The sequence below is a fragment of the Ensifer sp. 4252 genome (genome assembly GCF_050434565.1).
Classification (GTDB): domain Bacteria; phylum Pseudomonadota; class Alphaproteobacteria; order Rhizobiales; family Rhizobiaceae; genus Ensifer.
Genome location: NZ_JBNDIU010000010.1, coordinates 87,346 through 106,237, shown reverse-complemented (window position 1 = coordinate 106,237; position 18,892 = coordinate 87,346). Strand labels below are relative to the sequence as shown.

The 18,892-nt window shown below is 62.4% G+C and carries 17 protein-coding genes and 1 riboswitch; of the genes, 7 read left to right on the top strand and 10 right to left on the bottom strand.

Annotated features, from left to right (window positions below):
• Positions 1–77 precede the first annotated feature (77 nt).
• The 4 genes from ABIE33_RS19430 to ABIE33_RS19415 all read left to right on the top strand — a co-directional run bounded on the left by ABIE33_RS19430 (position 78) and on the right by ABIE33_RS19415 (position 5,371).
• Positions 78–2,390 (top strand): NADP-dependent malic enzyme, encoded by a 2,313-nt coding sequence (locus ABIE33_RS19430; RefSeq protein ID WP_429128214.1) that lies wholly within the window; start codon positions 78–80, stop codon positions 2,388–2,390.
• 175 nt (positions 2,391–2,565) lie between these two features.
• Positions 2,566–3,303 carry a helix-turn-helix transcriptional regulator gene (locus ABIE33_RS19425; protein ID WP_429128212.1) on the top strand — a complete coding sequence of 246 codons (738 nt, stop codon included), beginning with the start codon at positions 2,566–2,568 and terminating at the stop codon, positions 3,301–3,303.
• 153 nt (positions 3,304–3,456) lie between these two features.
• On the top strand, positions 3,457–4,101 hold the full coding sequence (locus ABIE33_RS19420; RefSeq protein WP_429128210.1) for an acyl-homoserine-lactone synthase: 645 nt from the start codon (positions 3,457–3,459) through the stop codon (positions 4,099–4,101).
• Positions 4,102–4,288: 187 nt separating this feature from the next.
• Positions 4,289–5,371 carry a DUF2865 domain-containing protein gene (locus ABIE33_RS19415; protein WP_429128207.1) on the top strand — a complete coding sequence of 361 codons (1,083 nt, stop codon included), beginning with the start codon at positions 4,289–4,291 and terminating at the stop codon, positions 5,369–5,371.
• Here the strand turns inward: ABIE33_RS19415 and bluB are convergent.
• From bluB to ABIE33_RS19400, 3 genes are all read right to left on the bottom strand, one after another.
• Complete coding sequence (bluB, locus tag ABIE33_RS19410) at positions 5,280–6,071, bottom strand: 5,6-dimethylbenzimidazole synthase (RefSeq protein WP_429128205.1); 792 nt, start codon at positions 6,069–6,071, stop codon at positions 5,280–5,282. The two genes, ABIE33_RS19415 and bluB, sit on opposite strands and share 92 nt — an antisense overlap.
• A 45-nt stretch (positions 6,072–6,116) precedes the next feature.
• Positions 6,117–6,325: riboswitch (cobalamin riboswitch) on the bottom strand.
• Between the two features lie 77 nt (positions 6,326–6,402).
• Positions 6,403–7,224, bottom strand: coding sequence for an SDR family oxidoreductase (locus ABIE33_RS19405; RefSeq protein ID WP_429128203.1), 822 nt, complete (start codon positions 7,222–7,224; stop codon positions 6,403–6,405).
• Between the two features lie 90 nt (positions 7,225–7,314).
• Positions 7,315–8,508 (bottom strand): phytanoyl-CoA dioxygenase family protein, encoded by a 1,194-nt coding sequence (locus ABIE33_RS19400; protein WP_429128201.1) that lies wholly within the window; start codon positions 8,506–8,508, stop codon positions 7,315–7,317.
• A 99-nt stretch (positions 8,509–8,607) separates the two neighbouring features.
• On the opposite strand from ABIE33_RS19400, the gene ABIE33_RS19395 reads away from it, so the two are divergent.
• Positions 8,608–9,633 carry a LacI family DNA-binding transcriptional regulator gene (locus ABIE33_RS19395; RefSeq protein WP_429128198.1) on the top strand — a complete coding sequence of 342 codons (1,026 nt, stop codon included), beginning with the start codon at positions 8,608–8,610 and terminating at the stop codon, positions 9,631–9,633.
• 299 nt (positions 9,634–9,932) lie between these two features.
• On the opposite strand, the gene ABIE33_RS19390 is transcribed toward ABIE33_RS19395, so the two are convergent.
• Both ABIE33_RS19390 and ABIE33_RS19385 read right to left on the bottom strand, forming a co-directional pair.
• A complete protein-coding gene (locus ABIE33_RS19390) occupies positions 9,933–10,898 on the bottom strand; it encodes a quinone oxidoreductase family protein (protein WP_429128195.1) in 966 nt (321 codons plus the stop codon).
• 12 nt (positions 10,899–10,910) lie between these two features.
• Positions 10,911–11,399: a 2,4'-dihydroxyacetophenone dioxygenase family protein gene (locus ABIE33_RS19385; RefSeq protein WP_429128192.1), complete on the bottom strand. Its 489-nt coding sequence runs from the start codon at positions 11,397–11,399 to the stop codon at positions 10,911–10,913.
• A 111-nt stretch (positions 11,400–11,510) separates the two neighbouring features.
• Here ABIE33_RS19385 and ABIE33_RS19380 point away from each other — a divergent pair, with 111 nt between their 5' ends.
• Positions 11,511–12,182: a helix-turn-helix domain-containing protein gene (locus ABIE33_RS19380; RefSeq protein WP_429128189.1), complete on the top strand. Its 672-nt coding sequence runs from the start codon at positions 11,511–11,513 to the stop codon at positions 12,180–12,182.
• A 4-nt stretch (positions 12,183–12,186) separates the two neighbouring features.
• Here the strand turns inward: ABIE33_RS19380 and ABIE33_RS19375 are convergent, their stop codons facing one another.
• The 5 genes from ABIE33_RS19375 to ABIE33_RS19355 form a co-directional block, all read right to left on the bottom strand.
• Entirely contained in the window at positions 12,187–13,701 is a 1,515-nt protein-coding gene (locus ABIE33_RS19375) for a diguanylate cyclase domain-containing protein (RefSeq protein WP_429128187.1), read from the bottom strand.
• A 162-nt stretch (positions 13,702–13,863) separates the two neighbouring features.
• Positions 13,864–15,597 (bottom strand): ankyrin repeat domain-containing protein, encoded by a 1,734-nt coding sequence (locus ABIE33_RS19370; protein ID WP_429128184.1) that lies wholly within the window; start codon positions 15,595–15,597, stop codon positions 13,864–13,866.
• Between the two features lie 165 nt (positions 15,598–15,762).
• On the bottom strand, positions 15,763–16,590 hold the full coding sequence (locus tag ABIE33_RS19365; protein ID WP_429128182.1) for a TolB family protein: 828 nt from the start codon (positions 16,588–16,590) through the stop codon (positions 15,763–15,765).
• Positions 16,591–16,614: 24 nt separating this feature from the next.
• Positions 16,615–16,950 (bottom strand): hypothetical protein, encoded by a 336-nt coding sequence (locus ABIE33_RS19360; protein WP_429128180.1) that lies wholly within the window; start codon positions 16,948–16,950, stop codon positions 16,615–16,617.
• 3 nt (positions 16,951–16,953) lie between these two features.
• Entirely contained in the window at positions 16,954–18,636 is a 1,683-nt protein-coding gene (locus ABIE33_RS19355; protein ID WP_429128178.1) for an NAD+ synthase, read from the bottom strand.
• Here ABIE33_RS19355 and ABIE33_RS19350 point away from each other — a divergent pair.
• Complete coding sequence (locus ABIE33_RS19350; protein ID WP_429128175.1) at positions 18,625–18,858, top strand: hypothetical protein; 234 nt, start codon at positions 18,625–18,627, stop codon at positions 18,856–18,858. The genes ABIE33_RS19355 and ABIE33_RS19350 overlap by 12 nt on opposite strands.
• The last annotated feature ends 34 nt before the right edge of the window (positions 18,859–18,892 follow it).

Here is an 18,892-nt window from a genome sequence, read left to right as displayed (position 1 = left end):
AAAAGAACCGCGCAGAAACTGTACGCGGTTCGCAATTCATGCAACAAGGCCACGTCCAAAAAAGAGGAATGCAGACTATGAGCACGGGCGACAAAACCAAATCCCAAACAGGTCCGGTCAGCGGCGACATCGACCAGCAGGCCCTTTTCTTCCACCGTTACCCTCGCCCTGGGAAGCTCGAAATCCAGCCCACCAAGCCGCTCGGCAACCAGCGCGACCTCGCGCTCGCCTATTCGCCCGGTGTGGCTGCGCCCTGCATCGCCATCCGCGACAATCCTGAGACGGCTGCCGACTACACCGCACGCGCCAACCTTGTCGCCGTCATTTCCAACGGCACGGCCGTTCTCGGCCTCGGCAATATCGGCCCGCTTGCCTCCAAGCCGGTCATGGAAGGCAAGGCCGTCCTGTTCAAGAAATTCGCCGGCATCGACGTCTTCGACATCGAGATCGACGCGGCAAGCATCGAGCGCATGGTCGACGTCATCTCCGCGCTTGAGCCGACCTTCGGCGGCATCAACCTCGAAGACATCAAGGCGCCGGAATGCTTCGAGGTCGAGCGCCAGCTGCGCGAAAAGATGCAGATCCCCGTCTTCCACGACGACCAGCATGGCACCGCGATCATCGTTGCGGCCGCGATCCTCAACGGCCTGGAACTGGCCGGCAAGGACATTGCCAAAGCCAAGATCGTCACCTCGGGTGCAGGTGCCGCAGCGCTGGCTTGCCTCAACCTGCTGGTCACGCTCGGCGCCAAGTCCGAAAACATCTGGGTGCACGACCTCGAAGGCCTCGTCTACAAGGGCCGCGAAGTGCTGATGGATGAATGGAAATCGGTCTACGCGCAGGAAAGCGACAACCGCGTGCTGGCCGACAGCATTGGCGGCGCCGACGTCTTCCTCGGCCTCTCTGCCGCTGGCGTGCTGAAGCCGGAACTGCTGGTGCAGATGGCCGAAAAGCCGCTGATCATGGCGCTCGCCAACCCGACGCCTGAGATCATGCCCGAGGCAGCCCGCGCGGCGCGCCCGGACGCGATGATCTGCACCGGCCGTTCGGATTTCCCCAACCAGGTCAACAACGTGCTGTGCTTCCCGCACATCTTCCGCGGCGCGCTCGACTGCGGCGCAAGCACGATCAACGAAGAAATGAAGATGGCGGCCGTTCGCGCCATCGCCGGCCTTGCCCGCGAGGAGCCGTCGGACGTGGCCGCCCGCGCCTATTCCGGCGAGACGCCGGTCTTCGGTCCCGATTACCTGATCCCCTCGCCCTTCGACCAGCGCCTGATCCTCCGGATCGCACCGGCCGTCGCCAAGGCTGCCGAGGAAAGCGGCGTCGCCACGCGTCCGATCCAGGACTACGACGCCTATCTCGACAAGCTGAACCGCTTCGTCTTCCGCTCGGGCTTCATCATGAAGCCGGTCTTTGCCGCCGCCAAGAATGCGCAGAAGAACCGCGTGATCTTCGCCGAAGGTGAAGACGAGCGCGTGCTGCGCGCAGCCCAGGTGCTGCTGGAGGAAGGCACGGCCCGCCCGATCCTGATCGGTCGTCCGCAGATCATCGAGACGCGCCTGCGTCGCTACGGCTTGCGCATCCGTCCGGACGTCGATTTCGAGGTGGTCAACCCCGAGGGCGACCCGCGCTACCGCGACTATGTCGAGGACTATTTCACCCTCGTCGGCCGTCTCGGTGTCATTCCGGAAGCCGCCCGCACGATCGTGCGCACCAACACCACGGTGATCGGGGCGCTTGCCGTCAAGCGCGGCGAAGCCGATGCGCTGATCTGCGGTGTGGAAGGGCGCTACAGCAAGCACCTGCGCGACGTCTCGCAGATCATCGGCAAGCGCGACGGTGTGCTCGATTTCTCGGCCCTCAGCCTGCTGATCTCACAGCGCGGCGCCACGTTCTTCACCGACACCTATGTCAGCTACTGCCCGAGCGCAGAAGAAATCGCCCAGACCACCGTCATGGCAGCGCAGGAGATCCGGCGCTTCGGTATTACGCCACACGCAGCCCTGGTCTCGCACTCGAACTTCGGTTCGCGCGATTCCGAAAGTGCCACCAAGATGCGTCAGGCGCTGCAGCTTGTGCGCGAGCTCGCGCCCGAACTCGAAGTCGATGGCGAAATGCATGGTGATTCGGCCATCTCCGAAGTGCTGCGCCAGCGCGTCATGCCCAACAGCACGCTATCGGGCGAAGCCAACTTGCTGGTCTTCCCGAATCTGGATGCTGCCAACATTACGCTTGGCGTCGTCAAGACGATGACAGACAGTCTGCATGTCGGGCCGATCCTGCTTGGATCGGCGCTGCCGGCGCACATCCTGTCACCGTCCGTGACCTCGCGTGGCGTCGTCAACATGGCGGCACTCGCCGTCGTTGAAGCCAGCCATCCGGGCTGACGGCACCCTCGTTTGCAGGGCCGCCGCAACCGGCGGCCCTGTGCTGCTCCCGCGACCCGGGGCAACAACCATTGTTTGCAAGGGTCGACAATCCACAGCAAATCGGCTGTCGGTTCTGGACAAAAGGTGAACCCCCAACCATTGTGGGGTTCAGGGCAAGAATCGGTGTTGTGGCATGACTGAACAACAGGCTGTCCTCGACATGCTGGAAATTCTGGAATGCGGAGGCTGTGTCGAGCCGGCCCATTTCTTTACGTTGATGCGACGTACCTTTCGCATCGCTCATCTCCTATATCTTGAAGCCGAGCCCTATGCCGACGAGCTCAAGATCTGCCGATTGCACCACACGTTCGGTGCCTACGCGGCCGAGCTTTATCTGACGCGGGGGCTCTACCGCATCGACCCGATCCTCAAACTGGCGCTCGGCGGCGTCAGGCCGGTCGAATGGACGACCGCGCGCCATCGCTTTCCCGAATGCGAGCCATTGTTCAAAACGGCAGAGGAGATAGGACTTTCCAGCGAAGGCGTCGCCCTGCCGCTGCCCTCGCCGGCCGGCCGCACGGCGTTGCTCGCCATCAACGTCAATATGTCGGCCGCGGAGTGGTCGATCTATCGGCGCAACCACCTGCGCGACTTCCAGCTCGCTGCCAACCTGTTTCATGCCGGCATGCTTGAACACGCCGCCATGACCGGCGGACTGTCGGTCCGCGACATGCGCCTGACGAGCCGCGAAACCGAGGTTCTCACCTGGTCGGCGGCCGGCAAGAGCTATTGGGAGATCGCCACCATTCTCGGCATTTCCGAACGCACTGTGCGCTTCTTCATGACCAACGCCCGCCGCAAGCTCAACGTCGTCTCCAATACGCAGGCTGTGGCCCAGGCCGTTCGCCACGCACTGATCCCCACGGTTTGATCCGGGCTAAAGCCGCCCCCCTGCGCTCATCCGGAAACCCATCGAAATTTAGAGTAAAAAATCCGTTTCCGGTACTGTCACTAGTGCCAGTTTCTTCTCCACCGGCGGACTGACAGCATCACGCCATCCCCCAAAACAAGGATGGAGAAAACGATGATCAGGATCCTCAACGGCAGGACACGCGGACAGCACCCACAGGCCATCGACGAGATGTTCAAGCTGCGCAAGCGCGTCTTCCACGATTTCCTGAAATGGGACGTGCAGACCGATGGGGAATGGGAGATCGACAATTACGACAAGTCGAATCCGCTCTATATTCTGTCCTATTCGCCGGAGACGGGAAAGCTGCGCGGATCGCTGAGATTGCTGCCGACGCTCGGTCCCAACATGCTGGACGATACGTTCCCGATCCTGCTTGGTGACAACCCTGAGATCCGCAGCGCCTCGATCTGGGAATCGAGCCGCTTCTGCATCGACCCGGAGATTTCCCAGGATCGCGCCTCCAACCAGGTGACCGTGGCCGCTGCCGAACTGATGTGCGGCGTCGGTGAACTCGGGCTTGCCTCCGGCATCAGCCATATCGTCACGGTGACCGACGTCTTCCTCGAGCGGATGTTCCGCCGCATGGGTTGCCCGGGAGAGCGCATCGGCGAACCGCACCGGATCGGCTCGGTCTTCGCCGTCGCGGTCGCCTGGGAGGTAACGCCGTCGCTGCTCAGCGCTATGAAGGCCGTCGCCGCGATCGAAGGCACGGTTCTCGAACGGCCGATGTCGCTGGAAACGGCGCGCGCCGCCTGATCTCGAACGCTCCCTCCGTTCCTCCCACCGGACGGAGCTGTTAACGCAATGCGAGGCTTGTCGTTGCACCGGCGGCGACAAGCTTTATGATAGGGCGGAAACAGGAAGTGCCGACAGCGACCGATCCCGGACAACAAGGGTGGCACTGTGCGGTTGCAGGAAGAGACGTTCGCCCGTGTTCCGGAACATGAAAACCCTTGCCGCGGCGACCTTGCCGCTGCTTCTGGTTCTTGCCGATCAGGCGCTGGCCTCCAGCGTGTGCGACCGCCTGAACACTCGGCTCGCCGAACTCCCCGCCGCCATCGCCACCACCGCCGATACGCGTGATTATGCGAGCGCGATTTCCCGGCAGAACATCGAATTGCGCCGGGCGCGCAACGATCGCCGACGCGCCGGCTGCGGCACAGGCAGCGTCGTCGTCTTCAATGGTGGCGACCCGGATATCTGCTCCGACATCAACAGCCTGATCGCCGAGATGGAAGACAATCTTGATATCCTCAAGTCTGAGCGCCAGCAGCTCATCTCCGGCGATGGCGACAACACGCGCCGGCGCATCCTGGCCGCGCTCGAGATCAACGGTTGCTATGGCGACCGCGAGGAATTTGCGAACGCCGACCCGGACGAACAGCCGGAAACGCATCGCAACATCCTGCGCGATCTGCCGCCGGACGAATCTTACGGCCCAATGCTGCGGGACCGCGAAATGGGCACCTACCCGCCGGAAAGCGGCGTCTATTCCGGCACGCTTCGCACCATGTGCGTGCGCACCTGCGACGGCGCCTTCTTCCCGATTTCGTCCGAGGCAAGCCCTGTGGACTTCGCCCGCGACGAGCAGGCGTGCCGCGCCCGATGCCCGGGTGCCGAAACGCAGCTCTTTTTCCACGAACTTGCGACCGAAGAGAGCGACCAGATGGTTTCGGCGTCGACGGGGCGACCCTATACGGAACTGCCGAACGCTTTTGCTTACCGGACCCGTGGCGTCGGCAAGCCCGGCATCTGCGGCTGCCAGATCCCAAAGACGGCGGTGACGACACCCAAGGCAGGCGGCGGCAATGCTGGCGACAGCCAGTCCTCGATCATCGTCATCGAAGGCAAGAAGGAAGCGGCGGCCCCAGCCACCAAGGAGACCATGCCTGCGGAGGAGCGCCCTTACGATCCCGCCAAGAGCAAGGTGCGGGTTATCGGGCCGACGTTCCTTCCCCAGGAGGAAACGTCGATCGACCTTCGCCATCCGAAAGGTCCGGGCTACCAACCGGTTCAGAGCAACTGATCGCAGCATCTGCCTTTCGGCAGGTTCCCCAGCCCTCTTCAAACACCAGTTCCTCCAACGGCAGCCGTTGGCGCCAGCCTTTCACCGCAAGTTCCGGCTCCTGGTAGAGGTGATCGACGTAGCCCAGGCAAAGCCAGGCGACGATCACGACATGATCGGGAATGCCGAGGATCGCCTTGATCTCGCTCTCATGAAAGATGCTGACCCAGCCGACGCCGACGCCTTCGGCACGCGCGGCAAGCCAGAGGTTCTGCACCGCGCAGACGGTGGAATAGACATCCATCTCAGGATTATGGGTGCGCCCGAGAACGACCGCGCCGCCGCGGGTGCGGTCGCAGGTGACGCAGATGCTCAAGGGCGCCTTGCGGATACCCTCCAGTTTCAGGGAGCGGTACTTCGCTCGGCGGTCGGCTTCGAACATCAATGCCGCTTCATCGTTGGCCCGGGAAAAGGCCTGCCATATCCGCTCCCGGGTTTCGGCCTGCCGCACGACAACGAAGTTCCACGGTTGCATGAAACCCACCGATGGCGCCCGGTGGGCGGCGTTAAGCAGGCGCATTACCAAGTCGTCAGGCAAGGGCTTGGCCAGGAATTGATCCCGCACGTCCCGGCGTGTTTCGATGGCTCTATAGACGGCTTCGCGCTCGTCAGGTGAAAAGGCCTCTGCAGCCGCAAGGCCGCCATTCGCGTCAGTCAGCATCGTTCGATCCCCAACAATGCGCAACCTTCCGCCGTCCGCGCGGGTATCGGTCTATCTTGCCAGGCCGGTCTTCTGACTTCGGATCAACCGGCCACCTCACCTTCCCAGATCACATGAAGATCCAGTGGCAAGATCTTGAGGTAATTCAAGATCCATAGAGGCAGCCGTCCCCGTCACAGCGTTGGGCACGTTCCGGACTGACACCGGATTCCCGATTCTCCCGCATCGCGGGCACCTGACGTTGCCATAAGGACACAGCCCAGTGGGAATAACAAGCAAGCTCGATGTCACTTGCCCGCCACTCCACAGCGCCACGCGACAGCCTCAGACTTCAGAGCGGCGCGACCGGATGCGGCGAGCCGTCATAGCCGCCCCAGACCGACTGGTCGAAGCAGATGACCGAACCCGTCATCAATCCGGATTCGGCCGATGAGAGATAGGCGCAGGCCCGCGCGACCTCCTTCGGGTCGACAAGCCGGCCGAAGGGTTGGCTGGCGGCTGCCTTTTCCAGCCAGTCGGCAGCAGCACCATGAAACTCGCGTTGGATGCGGTCTTCGCCTTCGGAGGCCATCCAGCCGATATTGAGGCCGTTGACGCGAATGCGGTTGCGCAACAGCGCATAGGCGGTGTTCTTGGTCAACGTTTCGAGCGCGCCCTTGGACGAGCAATAGGCGGCGATGAACGGCTGGCCCGCCATCGCCGACATCGAGCCGATATTGACGATCGTGCCCTGCGTATCTTCCCGCCGCATCACCTTGACCGCCTCCTGCATCAGGAAGAACGGTGCGCGCACATTGACCGCGAACATCCGGTCGAAAAGTTCGGGGCTGGTGTCGAGAATGGTACCGCGATCAGTGATCGCCGCCGCATTGACCAGCGCATCGACGCGCCCGAAAGTGGTGTCGCAGGCGTTGACGACCTTTCGGGCGTCCTCGACCTTTTCGAGGTCTGCCTCGACATAAAGTACCTGCGCGCCGCTCGCCTTGCGGATCTCATCGGCCTTCGCTTCGCCCTTGGCAGCATTGCGCCCGCAGATAACGACCCCTTCAGCCCCGCGTTCCGCAAACAGGCTTGCGATCGTTGCGCCCAGCCCTTGTGTGCCGCCGGTGACGATGGCGATCTTGCCGTCGAGACGGCTGTATTGCTCGGTCATGAAAGTCCTCCCAGGAATGAAAGTCGTGTGAAAACAGGCAATGGTCCCCGGCACAGGGCGCCGGGGACCGAGGGCATCGATGTCTGCCGCTCAGCTCAGCTTGCGCTGCGTCTGCTCGTCAAGCGCGTTGCTGAAATCCTCGGGGCTCCATTTGCCCGAAAGCGCCTCATGCATCAGCTGCGCCTGGGTTTTCGGCGCGAGACCACCGAGCGGCGGGTCGCGATCGAGATTGGTCGGGAACGAATAGCCTTCTGCACAGGATGCAATTGCGTTGGCCGCCTCGCCCGTCGACAGCGCACCGGATTCCGTAAGACCCTTGAGCGCCGGATAGAGCGCTGCACTCATCTTCACGCGATCGACGGTCTCCATCGCCCGCCCGAAGGCCGACGAGACCTGAAGAAGGTTGGCAACGCGCTTGATATCAACCGAGCGATTGCTGCCGGCCGCATGAAACAATGCCGGATTGAAGAAGACGACATCGCCCTTTTCAAGCGGTAGCTGCACGTGATGCTCGTCGAAGTAGGCCCGGAACTCCGGGCGTTTCAACGCGAGATAGCCGGGCACGTAGCTCTGACTGTAGGGAAGGAAAAGCGTCGGACCGCTCTCGATCGGCATGTCGCAATGGGCAACCGCCCCCTGCAGCGTCAGCACCGGCGACAGCCGGTGCACGTGAGCCGGATATCGCTCGATGACATCGGAGGTCTGGAAGCCCAGGTGGTAGTCGCGATGGGCCGCCTGCGACGCCCCGCCCGGATTGACGCGATTGACCTGCGCCGTCATCTGATAGTTCGGACCAAGCCAGGCTTCGCTGACAAGCGCGATGATGGCATTGGCGTAGTAGCCGGCAAAATTTTCGGGGCTCTTCAGGCAGTGCTTTTCGAGCGAGTTCCAGATCCGGTCGTTCGCGCCGGGCTTGGCGAAATGGTCGCCACCACCGCTGTTGGTGCGGTGCTGCTCGTCGATGATCGCATCGAAAATGCCGCTGGCGGTATCGATCACGGTCGTATCGGCATAGGCGTGCTTGAACACCGCCACTCCAGGCCCGATCGCAAGCACCTCGCAAATTTCGGCCAAAGCAGCGCGACGCCCCTCGATCGTGGCGCAGGCGGCGACGAGGCTCGCGCTGTCATAGATCAGAACATTCTTCTCACAGGCGAGCGCGTGCGGATAATCAGCAACGTTTGTCTGACGCTCCACTTCAGCCCGAAATGCTTCGATGTCGCAGGCATCCTCGCTTAGCCAGACGCGGTCGAGCCGCTGGCGCGCATTGTTGTCGGTCTTCATCTCGCTCCTCCTCAGAAACATTCGATGCTCCGACTATAGGCGCCGTCAGATCGTGATATAGAGCAGGAATCCATCAAAAAACCATCAGGGGCAATCGCGTTGGCTCACCCGTTTCTGGTCAAGGACATCGCCTTTCAGGCGGGACTCAGCACCGCAACCGTCGATCGCGTCCTGAATGATCGTCCCGGCGTGCGCCGACAGACGGCAGCCCGCGTACAGGCGGCCATCCGCGAACTGGAGAAGCAGCAATCGGCATCAGAAATTCAAGGCCAGAAGCGCGCGATCGACATCGTGATGGAGGCACCGGAGCGCTTCACCGAGGCAGTCAGGCAGGCATTCGAAACCGAGGCGCCGACTTTCATGCCAACGACCTTCCGCTGCCGCTTCCACTTCGCCGAGACCATGCGTCCACACGACATCGTCCAGCTGCTCGACCGCATCCGTCTGCGCGGAACCGACGGCGTCGTGTTGAAGGCACCGGATGTGCCCGAAATCATTGGCGCCGTCGCCCGCCTCGAACAGGCGGGAATTGCCGTCGTCACGCTTGTCACCGATCTGCCGAACTCGGCGCGCACCGTCTATGCCGGGGCCGACAACCGTGCGGCCGGCGAGACCGCTGCCTACCTCGTCGGCGAGCGGTTCGCCGGGGACGCAGCAACCGTGCTCGTGACGATTTCAAGCAGCCGTTTTCGTGGTGAGGAGGAACGCGAAATCGGCTTTCGCCGGGTGCTACGCGAACATTATCCGGCAATCCGCATTGTCGAGATCAGCGAAGGCCATGGCAAGGACGCCGAGACGGGTGTGCTCGCTGCAAAGGCGCTTGCAGAGCACGCCGACATCAACGCCGCCTATTCGATCGGTGGCGGCAATCGCGCCGTGCTGGCCGCCTTCGAGCGCCTCGGTCGCGACTGCGCGCTGTTCATCGCCCATGACCTCGACCAGGACAATCTGGCGCTGCTGCGCCAGCGCCGGATCCATTTCGTCCTGCATCACGACCTGCGAAGCGATGCTCGCATGACCTTTCGGGCCATTCTCGCCCGACGGAGCGGTGCCGGCCAAAAACTGGGCGGCAGCCGGCTGTCGGCCGTCGAGGTGATCACGCCCTACAACGTGCCCGTCGCTTGAGCCGAGTACAGAAGCCGCGGCGACGCGGGGTATCAGACTGCTAACGAAGTCAGTTCTAACAATGGCAGGAAACCGGGAAGGCTCGGCGTTAGCCAACATCTCCCTCATGCCTGTGCCTGTCACAGGAATCTAGCCAGCCCAAGTCCTTGGGCTGAAGAGCCTTTTGCCCTGACGGACGTCAGCTCGCTGGATTCCGGCACAAGGCCGGAATGAGGGAGATCTGAACGAGCCTCCCGTCAAACAGGCATACTAAAGCTTTGTCCTCATGGGCCAGATCCCGCGCTACGCGCGGCCCTTTCTCATTCAGGCAAAAGCACGATCTTTCCGGAGAAACGTCGGTCCTCGAGCCGGGCATGCGCCGCCGCCCCGTCCGAGAGCGCGAAGGTCTCGATGCGCGGCGGCTCGATGACGCCGTCGCGCAGCGCCTGGAACAGCCGCTCTGCCCGGCTCAGCCGTTGCTGCCGATCGGTCAGAAAATCCCAGAGATCGCCGCCGACAAGGGTTTTGGAGTGTTCCATAAGATAACGCGGATCCACCAGGGGTGCCGGGCCGCCTGCCATTCCGAACGTTACGAGCGTTCCGCGCGAACGCACCGCCGAAAGACTGTCGAGCAGGGTTATTCCAACAGAATCATAGGCGACATCGACGCCGCCGTTGCTCAGGGCTCGAACCTTGTCCGGCCAGCCCTCGTCATAGCCGAGCGCATAGGCAGCACCCGCAGCCTTGGCGAGCGCCTGCTTCTCCAGTGTCGAGGCCATCGCGATGACGCTGGCGCCCCGCGCGATGGCCAGCCGGATCAGCAACTGCCCGACGCCACCGCCTGCCGCTTGCACCAGGACCGTTTCCCCCGCCCGCACACTGTAGCTGTCCTCCACCAGATATTGCGCTGTCAGCCCCTGCAGCAAAAGCGCTGCCGCCGCCTCGAAGCCGATATCATCAGGAAGCGGGATCGCCCGATCCAGCGGCACGGTCACCCGCGTTGCATTGGCAAACGGCACGTCGGCGAACCCGATCCGATCACCGATGGCGACGCCTTCGACGCCTTCACCGATGGCAATGACCTCGCCTGCCCCTTCGTAGCCGGCGATGTGCGGCGCCTTGCCCGCGAGGGTGTAGTTGCCCTTGCGCCGGTAGATATCGGCGAAATTCAGCCCGATCGCCCGCGTCGCCAGCTGGATGTGGCCCGATGGCACGGCCGGGTCGGCAACCTCACGGTAGCTCAGAACCTCCGGCTCGCCGAACGTGTCGAAAACCAATGCATGCATGGTCATTTCCCCCTATCGGATCAGTGTGCGGACGAAATCTTCGCCGAGCCCAACCGACTTACAGTGTGCCGCATACCGATCGAGCCTGACGAGCACGTCGTCATAACCTTCGGCGTTGCCGGCCTCATCGAGATAGACCAGGGGGCCGAACACATGAAACAGCGCCTTCATATGCCCGGCCTCTGGATGCACGTAGAGCGTATGGATGTCGCCTGCCGGCTCGAAGATGAAGGTGCCGGGACGTGCGATCCAATCGCGCTCACGATATCCCCAAGTGCCCTCCAGCGTCCAACCGGTGACCGGGTTGGAATGACGATGCCGCTCGATCGTGCCGGCTCCCTTCGCCTTGAAGATGCTGACCCAGCTGCCGCCGCGCACATCGAACAGCAAGGGCAGCGTGAAAGCGCTGTCGCCGAAGGGCAGCCATCGCCGCTCATCCGCCTCCGCATCGGCCACCAGCAATTCATCGACGCCGTATCTGCTTTCCTGAATGTTGATCACAGTTCGTCCTCCCGTTAAGTTTCGCAATCGGGATTTATCTACTATAGTGGATTTCGTCAACAGAATTGAGAATCGAGACGTTTGCTCATATGAAGGGATCGAGGAGACGCCATGCCAAATCTGACCATCACCCGCCGACCGGCCGAACAGCGATTGCGCTCAAGCGAGGAGCGGCCGAGCGAACTTGGCGCTCGGGTCAAGGAACTGAGGATCGCCCGCGACTGGACGCTCGATGAAGCAAGCCAGCGCATCGGTCTCTCCCGCTCGGCGCTCTCGAAGATCGAGCGCAACGAGATGTCGCCGACGTTCCACGCCATGCAGAAGCTGGCGGCCGGTTTCTCGCTCGATCTTCTGAGTTTTCTCGCCTCCGGCGAAGCGAGCCCGCCGGCGGGCCGCCGCAGCATCACCCGAAAGGACGATGGCACGCGCCACGAGACCCCGAACTATGGTCTGCGGCTGTTGATGGAGGAGGTACGCAACACCGCCTTCATGGTCGTGGAGGTTCAGGTCAGGGCGCGATCGCTCGACCAGTTTCCGGATTGGGACCGGCATGACGACGAGGACTTCATGTATGTTCTCGACGGCGAAATCACCCTCTACACCGAACACTACGCGCCAGCGGTGCTGAAGACCGGCGACGCCGTCTATTTCGATGCACGGCTCGGCCACGCCTGCATTTCGACCAGCGACAATGACGCCCGGCTTTTGTGGGTGACCGCTCCACTCGGCGGCCGTTTCAGCCGTTCAGACGACGACCATATCCACCAAACGAGACTCACCTGACAGTTCAGCCAGCTTGGCGTCTGTCAGTCTCTTTGTCCGGGGCTGCGTCACCAACTGCCGCGACGTCGTCTGCGGTCTGGACGCGGTTGCGTCCCCGTCGCTTGGCGAGATAGAGCGCCTCGTCGGCCGCAGCCAGCAGCGACCGAGCCGTCCGGCCATGCTTCGGCGCAAAGGCCACGCCGATGCTACCGCCGATACGCAGCAGCTGACCCTCGAACTCGATTGGCGTCTGCGCATCGTTGACGAGACCGGCGGCAAGCTCGGACGCATCCTTGCCGGTTGACCGCAGGATGACGGCAAATTCGTCGCCGCCGAGACGGGCAACAGTTCCCCGCGCACCAACCCGCTGGCGGTACCGGTCGGCCATCGCCACCAAGACTGCGTCGCCCGCCGCATGGCCGTGTTCATCGTTGACGGCCTTGAACTCGTCGAGATCGGCAAAGATCAGCGCGAACGGACGGTTCTTGACGTCGAGCAGAGCCGCAGCGAGCACTTCGTCGAAGCCGCTGCGGTTGAAGAGCCCCGTGAGACGATCGTGTTTCGCCATGTGGCGGTTTCGCGCCTCGCTCTGTTGCAGGGCGGTGAAAACGGTTGAGAACCTGAGCGCCACGAAGGCCATCAGCAATGTTGCCAGGATCGCGATGACGATGACACTCGGCAGGATCTCCGCGCGGACGAAGCCGCCGGGCGATTTGGGCGTCCAGGCGACCACCAGGCACGACACGTCCGCGCACCGGCCGGCGGAGACGTGCACGCTGTCGGCCGGCCGCTCAGACAGCGGCACGAAGGTAAGACCAGTCACGCCGAGCTTTGCCTCGATCTCCCGCAGCGACCGCGCCGTCAGCGGGCGAACCGAAACCATGAACACCGGCTTGCGGCGGTCGGCAGGAAGCTGCAGCGTTTCAGGGATCACGGCCTGAACGACCGCGATACTCATCTGCCCCTCGATCTGGCGCATATCGACAGAATGGATGCCGGGCACGATCGGCGTTACTGATTGTCGATCGGGCTTGGGAATATCGAGCGTGTAGGTCCCGTTGCTGTTTCTCAGCGCGTTGTCGTAACGGCGCTGGGCCTCGTCGAGCAGATCATCGACCTCCTTGAGCGGGGTGCGCGCCGCTTCGGCCTGCACGACCAGACCGTCCTTCAAGGCGGTAGAGACATGTCCCTCCGCATCGCTGAAGATCAGCCAGGAGAAGCCGTAATCCTCCCACAGCCAACCGGTCAGTTGCTGGGCCACAAAGCTATCGCTCAGGCGTCCCGCCGCAAGTTCGGCATAGGTGTCGTTCCAGAAGGAAATTTGCGCCTGGAATTGCACGGCGGCGTCCATCTGATGCCGAAATTCGTTGGTCACGAGCCGACGTTCCGCATAAAGGCCGTAACGATCGGCCTCGGCCACCGAACGATTGAGTACGTAGATGAGGCTGGCGATCGTCAGAATCGCGACCAAGGTACAGGCCGCGTGGATCGCCCAGACCGCTTTGTTGCGCTTCGATTGCCGAAACTTTTGCTCGATCACGCCAACGCCCCCTCACCGGACCAGCCGTCAAAGGCGAAGGGTGGCACCGGTCAGACGCCACCCTAAAGATCAAAGCAGAAATTTAGTTTAAGCAAGCTGGTATTAAAAGGTTTAAAGACTTCAACCGCCTAGTAAAACCGGCAATCAGCAGTCGTGCGACTGCTAGTTGGACTGCAGCACCTGACGCAACAACAAGACGATTTCGTCATTGCCTTCGTCCCGCGCCAGGTCGCGGATCGAGCGTGTGCCGGTGCCATCACGCAGGTTGGCGTTCGCGCCTTTTTCGAGCAGCAGCTTCACCACGGATGGCCTCCTGTTGACGACGGCAATGGCAAGCGGCGTCATCCAGTCGCTCTGCGGGGTTGGCCGCCCGCGACCCCGGAACTGACCGAAGGGGATGTCGAGCAGTTCCGGCTTTTCATCGACGATCTCGAGCACCCGTTCCCCCTTGCCGAAGGCGGCAGCGGCAAACAGGTCGAGCGGCTGGTTTTCGAGGAAGCGCACCATATCGGCCTTGCCGTTGTACTCCGCCCAGCCGATCGGCGGCGCATGATGGTACGGGTCGCGCGCCATGGCGTTGGCGCCGTGCTCAAGCAGCAGCTTCGCCATCTCGATATGCCCGTGCAACGCCGCCTCGTGCAGCGGCGTGCGCGAGGTCATGCGGTTGACGTCGAAGCCGAGCGCCAGCATCAGCGCCACCTGGGCCGGCTGGTTTTCACCCGCAGCCTCATGCAGGATCGCCGGATGGGCCGCCTGCGTGCGCGAAACGAGCGTCGCATCCCCGGCCGCCAGCGCCTTTGCCTCCGCCGCACTTCCCTCACCGATCGCCCGCGCGAGACGATCGACATCGGTGAGTTCCGTGACCGTAGCGCCATGACCCACCAGATAGTCGGCAAGCGACGCATCACCGCCGAGCCCGGCCCATTGGTAGGGCGTGCGGCCCTTCACGGTGCGGTTGACGTCGGCTCCATGTTCGACCAGCAGCCGCACGCGGTCCGCCATCTTCTTTTCCAGCGCCCAGGCCAGTTGATAGTCGAAGACCCTTTCGCTGTTCTCGATCAACTGGCCGTCCTCGCGGACAAGCCAGTTGTTCCTGTCCTTCGCACTCAGTCCGTGCCGCAAAAGAAGCCCGATGCAGGTGTTGTCAGGTTCGAACATGCGATTGTAGAGCGCCTGGCTGTCATTGGCCTTGGCACCGGCCTTGAGCAGGAGTTCGGCAAAGGCGATGCAATCCGGATGTTCCGGCTGCCGCTCCTTGCCCGCCTCGCCCTGGCCGAAGACGCCGGTCAACGCGGTAAAGCGATACTGTCCGTCATCCATCCAGAAGGCATTGGCATCGGCGCCACGCGCGATAAGCCGCTGACCCGCAGCAAGGGAAGACCTGCCGGGAACGCGAGCGTAGGCCGCATACAGCAGAGGCTCCCAATCGTAGGGGCCGCCACGCTTGCCGACGAGTTTCGGGTCCTTGTCGAGCCACCGGTCGATAGCTTCGCCGTCGCCGAGTGCGGCAGCGACGTGGATGCTTTCTCTAGCGATTTCAGGATGTTCTTCGAGCAGAGCTTTCGCCTGAACATACCGCTCCGGGTCAGCAGCGATGTCGGCGAAGTAGGACACAGTCGCCAAAGCCAGGAAACGGTTGGTAAGTTGTTCTGCCGCAGGCTTTCCCGGTTGGGCGCGTTCGAGATGCGCCTTCAACCTCGTCCAGCTGGAAAAGCCGAACTCCCGGGCGATGACCAGTTGGGCATCCTGCAGGCCGATCGCGGCCGGCTGGTTGAAATAGGGAAGCGTCCGCTGGCGGGCCGCGGCATCGCCGGCCTTCAGGGCTTTTAGAAAAGCCTTGGCCTGCTTGCGGATGGAATCGAGGGTAGCGTTCGCGGGAAGATCGCGCGTGATCATGAAAGACCTCCTTTCATTCACGTCCGGTATCCGCGCCCACAGACTGAAAAGAGGTGTGGCAACCAAGTTCAGTGAAACAGGTGGGTCTGGCCCTTCCCGCGGATCGGGTGCGCCCTGCGAACGACACGATCGCTAGCACGCAGCCCATATTCTTGTCCAGTCTTCTCAGCTTTCCGGTTCGTAGCGAACGAAAGCAAAGCGATCACCCTTGGGCGACCAGTTGGGAACGTTCATCATGCCCTGCCCGCCGAACAGTTCGAACAACTCCTGCGCGTTGCTGCCATCCATATCCATCAATCGCAGACGGACGTTGAGGTCGCGCGGATGATCGAAGACATCGCCGTCATAGGAGAGAACCAGAAGGTGCTTTCCGTCGGGCGACGGATGCGGGAACCAGTCGCCATAGGGGCTGTCGGTCACTCGCTGCACGTCGGTGCCGTCAGGACGAACGCGCCAGATCTGCATACGGCCGGTGCGGCTGGAGTTGAAGTAGATCCATGCCCCGTCCGGCGACCAGTCCGGCCCGTCGTTGCGACCCTCGCCCTGCGTCAGCCGCCGCTCTTCGCCGCCCTCGGCCGAGATCGCATAGATATCGAAGACCTGGTCGCGAATACCGCAATAGGTCAGTGTACCGCCATCCGGCGACCAGCCGTGCCAGTAGGACGGGAGGTTGGGCGTGACAAGCCGCGGAGTGCCGCCCGAAGCCGGCAGCAGATAGATTGCCGACTTGCCGAACTCGGTCTTGTCGCTGATCGCGATCGTGCTTCCGTCAGGTGAAATGCCGTGATCGTTGTTGCAGAGGCGGGCAAAAACGGTGTCGATCTCAGCCGGCGCCGAACCGTCGAGAGCCAGCCGGTAGAGCCTCCCGTCGCCGTTGATGATCAGATACTGCCCGTCGGGCGACCAGTTCGGCGCTTCGACCAGTCGCTCCGTCTGCCAGACGACGCGTGTCTCGGCGGTAACGATGTCATAGGTTTCGATGGAACTGCGCATACGCTTCTCCTGCCGCAACCGCAGCTATTTGCGTTCTTCGCCCGGCGGCAGCACCGCCAACACTTTGGCGCAGATCGACCGCATCAAGACGAAACTGCGCTGATCTCGCCAGGTCGAGACCAAACCCCAGGCCAGCAGCAGCAGGATGCAGACGAAGGCCACGCCAACGATGACATGACTGCCGGTCGCAAGACCATAGATCCCGAACACCGCCGGCGTAGCGAAATAGGCGATCTGCGCCGAAAGCTGCCCGCCGGCAGAAACGTCGCTCAGCGACCACAGCCGGATCAGTCGGATTTCCTCGTCCGTGAATTCCGGCCGGCTCTCCTTGCCGTCCCGCCCTTCGGGGAATGCGCTCACCGTCTATCCCCGATCGCGGAACCGGTTGGTGATCGGATAGCGCCGATCGCGGCCAAAATTCTTCTTTGTGATCTTCACACCGGGGGCCGACTGCCGGCGCTTGTATTCGGCGATGTAGAGCAGATGCTCGATGCGGTGTACCGTCGCCTCGTCGTGGCCGCGCGCCACGATCTCCTCCGTGCTCATCTCCTTTTCGACGAGGCATTCGAGAATGTCGTCAAGCACCGGATAGGGCGGCAGCGAATCCTGGTCCGTCTGGTTGGGGCGAAGCTCGGCCGAAGGCGCCTTGTCGATGATGTTTTGCGGGATGACTACGCCGGACGGACCGAGCGCGCCCGGCGGCACGGTGGTGTTGCGCCAGCGCGAGATCCCGTAGACCTCCATCTTGTAGAGGTCCTTGATCGGATTGAAGCCGCCGTTCATGTCGCCATAGAGCGTGGCATAGCCGACCGACATTTCCGACTTGTTGCCGGTGGTGACCACCATAGAGCCGAACTTGTTGGAGACGGCCATCAGGATCGTGCCGCGCGTGCGGCTCTGTAGGTTTTCCTCGGTGATCCCCGTCTCCGTGCCTTCGAACATATCCGCAAGCGCGCCGAGAAAACCTTGCACCGGCTCTTCGATCGGCACGATATCATAGCGGCAGCCGAGCGCCTTGGCGCAATCCTTGGCGTCCTTCAGCGAATCCTTCGAAGTGTAGCGGTAAGGCAGCATGATCGTGCGCACCCGCTCCTCGCCGAGCGCATCGACGGCAAGCGCCGCGCAGATCGCCGAGTCGATGCCGCCGGACAGGCCGAGCACCACGTTCTTGAAGCCGTTCTTGTTGACGTAGTCGCGGAAGCCGAGCATGCAGGCGCGATAGTCCGCCTCCTCCTGTTCCGGCAGGCGCGATTTCAGCCCACCGGCACAGTGCCAGCCATCCTCGCTCTTCCTCCACTCGACGATCGACAGCGCTTCCTCGAACTGGCTCATCTGGAAAGCGAGGGACTTGTCGGTATTGAAGGCGAAACTCGCGCCGTCGAACACCAGTTCATCCTGGCCGCCGAGCTGGTTGGCATAGATCATCGGCAGACCGGTCTCGATCACCTGTTTCAGCACCACCTGATGGCGCACGTCCACCTTGCCGCGATAATAGGGAGAACCGTTGGGCGACAGCAGGATTTCGGCGCCGCTTTCGGCCAGCGTCTCGCACACGCCGAGATCGCCCCAGATGTCCTCGCAGATCGGAATGCCGATGCGGATACCGCGGAAGTTGACCGGCCCGGGCATTTCGCCCTGGTCGAACACCCGCTTCTCGTCGAACTCGCCGTAGTTCGGCAGATCGACCTTGTCACGCACCGCAATGATCTTGCCGCCATCGAGAACGGCGACGGCATTGTGGCGCCCAGTTCTAGCCAGGCGCGGGAAGCCGATAATGACGCCTGGGCCGCCATCGGCGGTCTCCTCCGCCAGCTTTTCCACCGCCTGCAGGCAGGCCTTGAGGAAGGCAGGCTTGAGAACCAGATCCTCCGGCGGATAGCCGGAAATGAAGAGCTCGGTGAGAAGCAGGAGGTCGGCGCCCTGGCGCGCCGCGTCGGCGCGCGCCTCACGCGCTTTCGTCAGGTTTCCGGCGATATCGCCGACTGTCGGATTGAGCTGGGCGATTGCGATACGAAGCAGGGTGGGAGCGGCTTTATGAGCGGTCATGAGCGGGCCTGTCGGTCTGTTCTCGAACGAATGCGTCTGACTTTCGCCCCGATCTTTAGCGCAATCCGCGCCAAAATACCCACAGCCAATCGCGACGAAGAGAAAAATTCCAAAAAATTCTGCTTTTCCGGCTTGTTATGGCCGCAGGCTCGCACGCCCTCACGTCGCGAAAACCTGTTTCCAAACACCCTGAACAAGCCATTCATCCCCTGTTCAAAATGACAGTCGTATGACAGTTAAACGACACATTGATGAA

Bases quoted from the DNA above. Each gene is read 5' to 3' on its own strand.
- ABIE33_RS19430 (WP_429128214.1), top strand. From the start codon at position 78: ATGAGCACGGGCGACAAAACCAAATCCCAAACAGGTCCGGTCAGCGGC.
- ABIE33_RS19425 (WP_429128212.1), top strand. From the start codon at position 2,566: ATGACTGAACAACAGGCTGTCCTCGACATGCTGGAAATTCTGGAATGC.
- ABIE33_RS19420 (WP_429128210.1), top strand. From the start codon at position 3,457: ATGATCAGGATCCTCAACGGCAGGACACGCGGACAGCACCCACAGGCC.
- ABIE33_RS19415 (WP_429128207.1), top strand. From the start codon at position 4,289: ATGAAAACCCTTGCCGCGGCGACCTTGCCGCTGCTTCTGGTTCTTGCC.
- bluB (WP_429128205.1), bottom strand. From the start codon at position 6,071: ATGCTGACTGACGCGAATGGCGGCCTTGCGGCTGCAGAGGCCTTTTCA.
- ABIE33_RS19405 (WP_429128203.1), bottom strand. From the start codon at position 7,224: ATGACCGAGCAATACAGCCGTCTCGACGGCAAGATCGCCATCGTCACC.
- ABIE33_RS19400 (WP_429128201.1), bottom strand. From the start codon at position 8,508: ATGAAGACCGACAACAATGCGCGCCAGCGGCTCGACCGCGTCTGGCTA.
- ABIE33_RS19390 (WP_429128195.1), bottom strand. From the start codon at position 10,898: ATGCATGCATTGGTTTTCGACACGTTCGGCGAGCCGGAGGTTCTGAGC.
- ABIE33_RS19380 (WP_429128189.1), top strand. From the start codon at position 11,511: ATGCCAAATCTGACCATCACCCGCCGACCGGCCGAACAGCGATTGCGC.
- ABIE33_RS19370 (WP_429128184.1), bottom strand. From the start codon at position 15,597: ATGATCACGCGCGATCTTCCCGCGAACGCTACCCTCGATTCCATCCGC.
- ABIE33_RS19365 (WP_429128182.1), bottom strand. From the start codon at position 16,590: ATGCGCAGTTCCATCGAAACCTATGACATCGTTACCGCCGAGACACGC.
- ABIE33_RS19350 (WP_429128175.1), top strand. From the start codon at position 18,625: ATGAGCGGTCATGAGCGGGCCTGTCGGTCTGTTCTCGAACGAATGCGT.
- ABIE33_RS19355 (WP_429128178.1), bottom strand. From the start codon at position 18,636: ATGACCGCTCATAAAGCCGCTCCCACCCTGCTTCGTATCGCAATCGCC.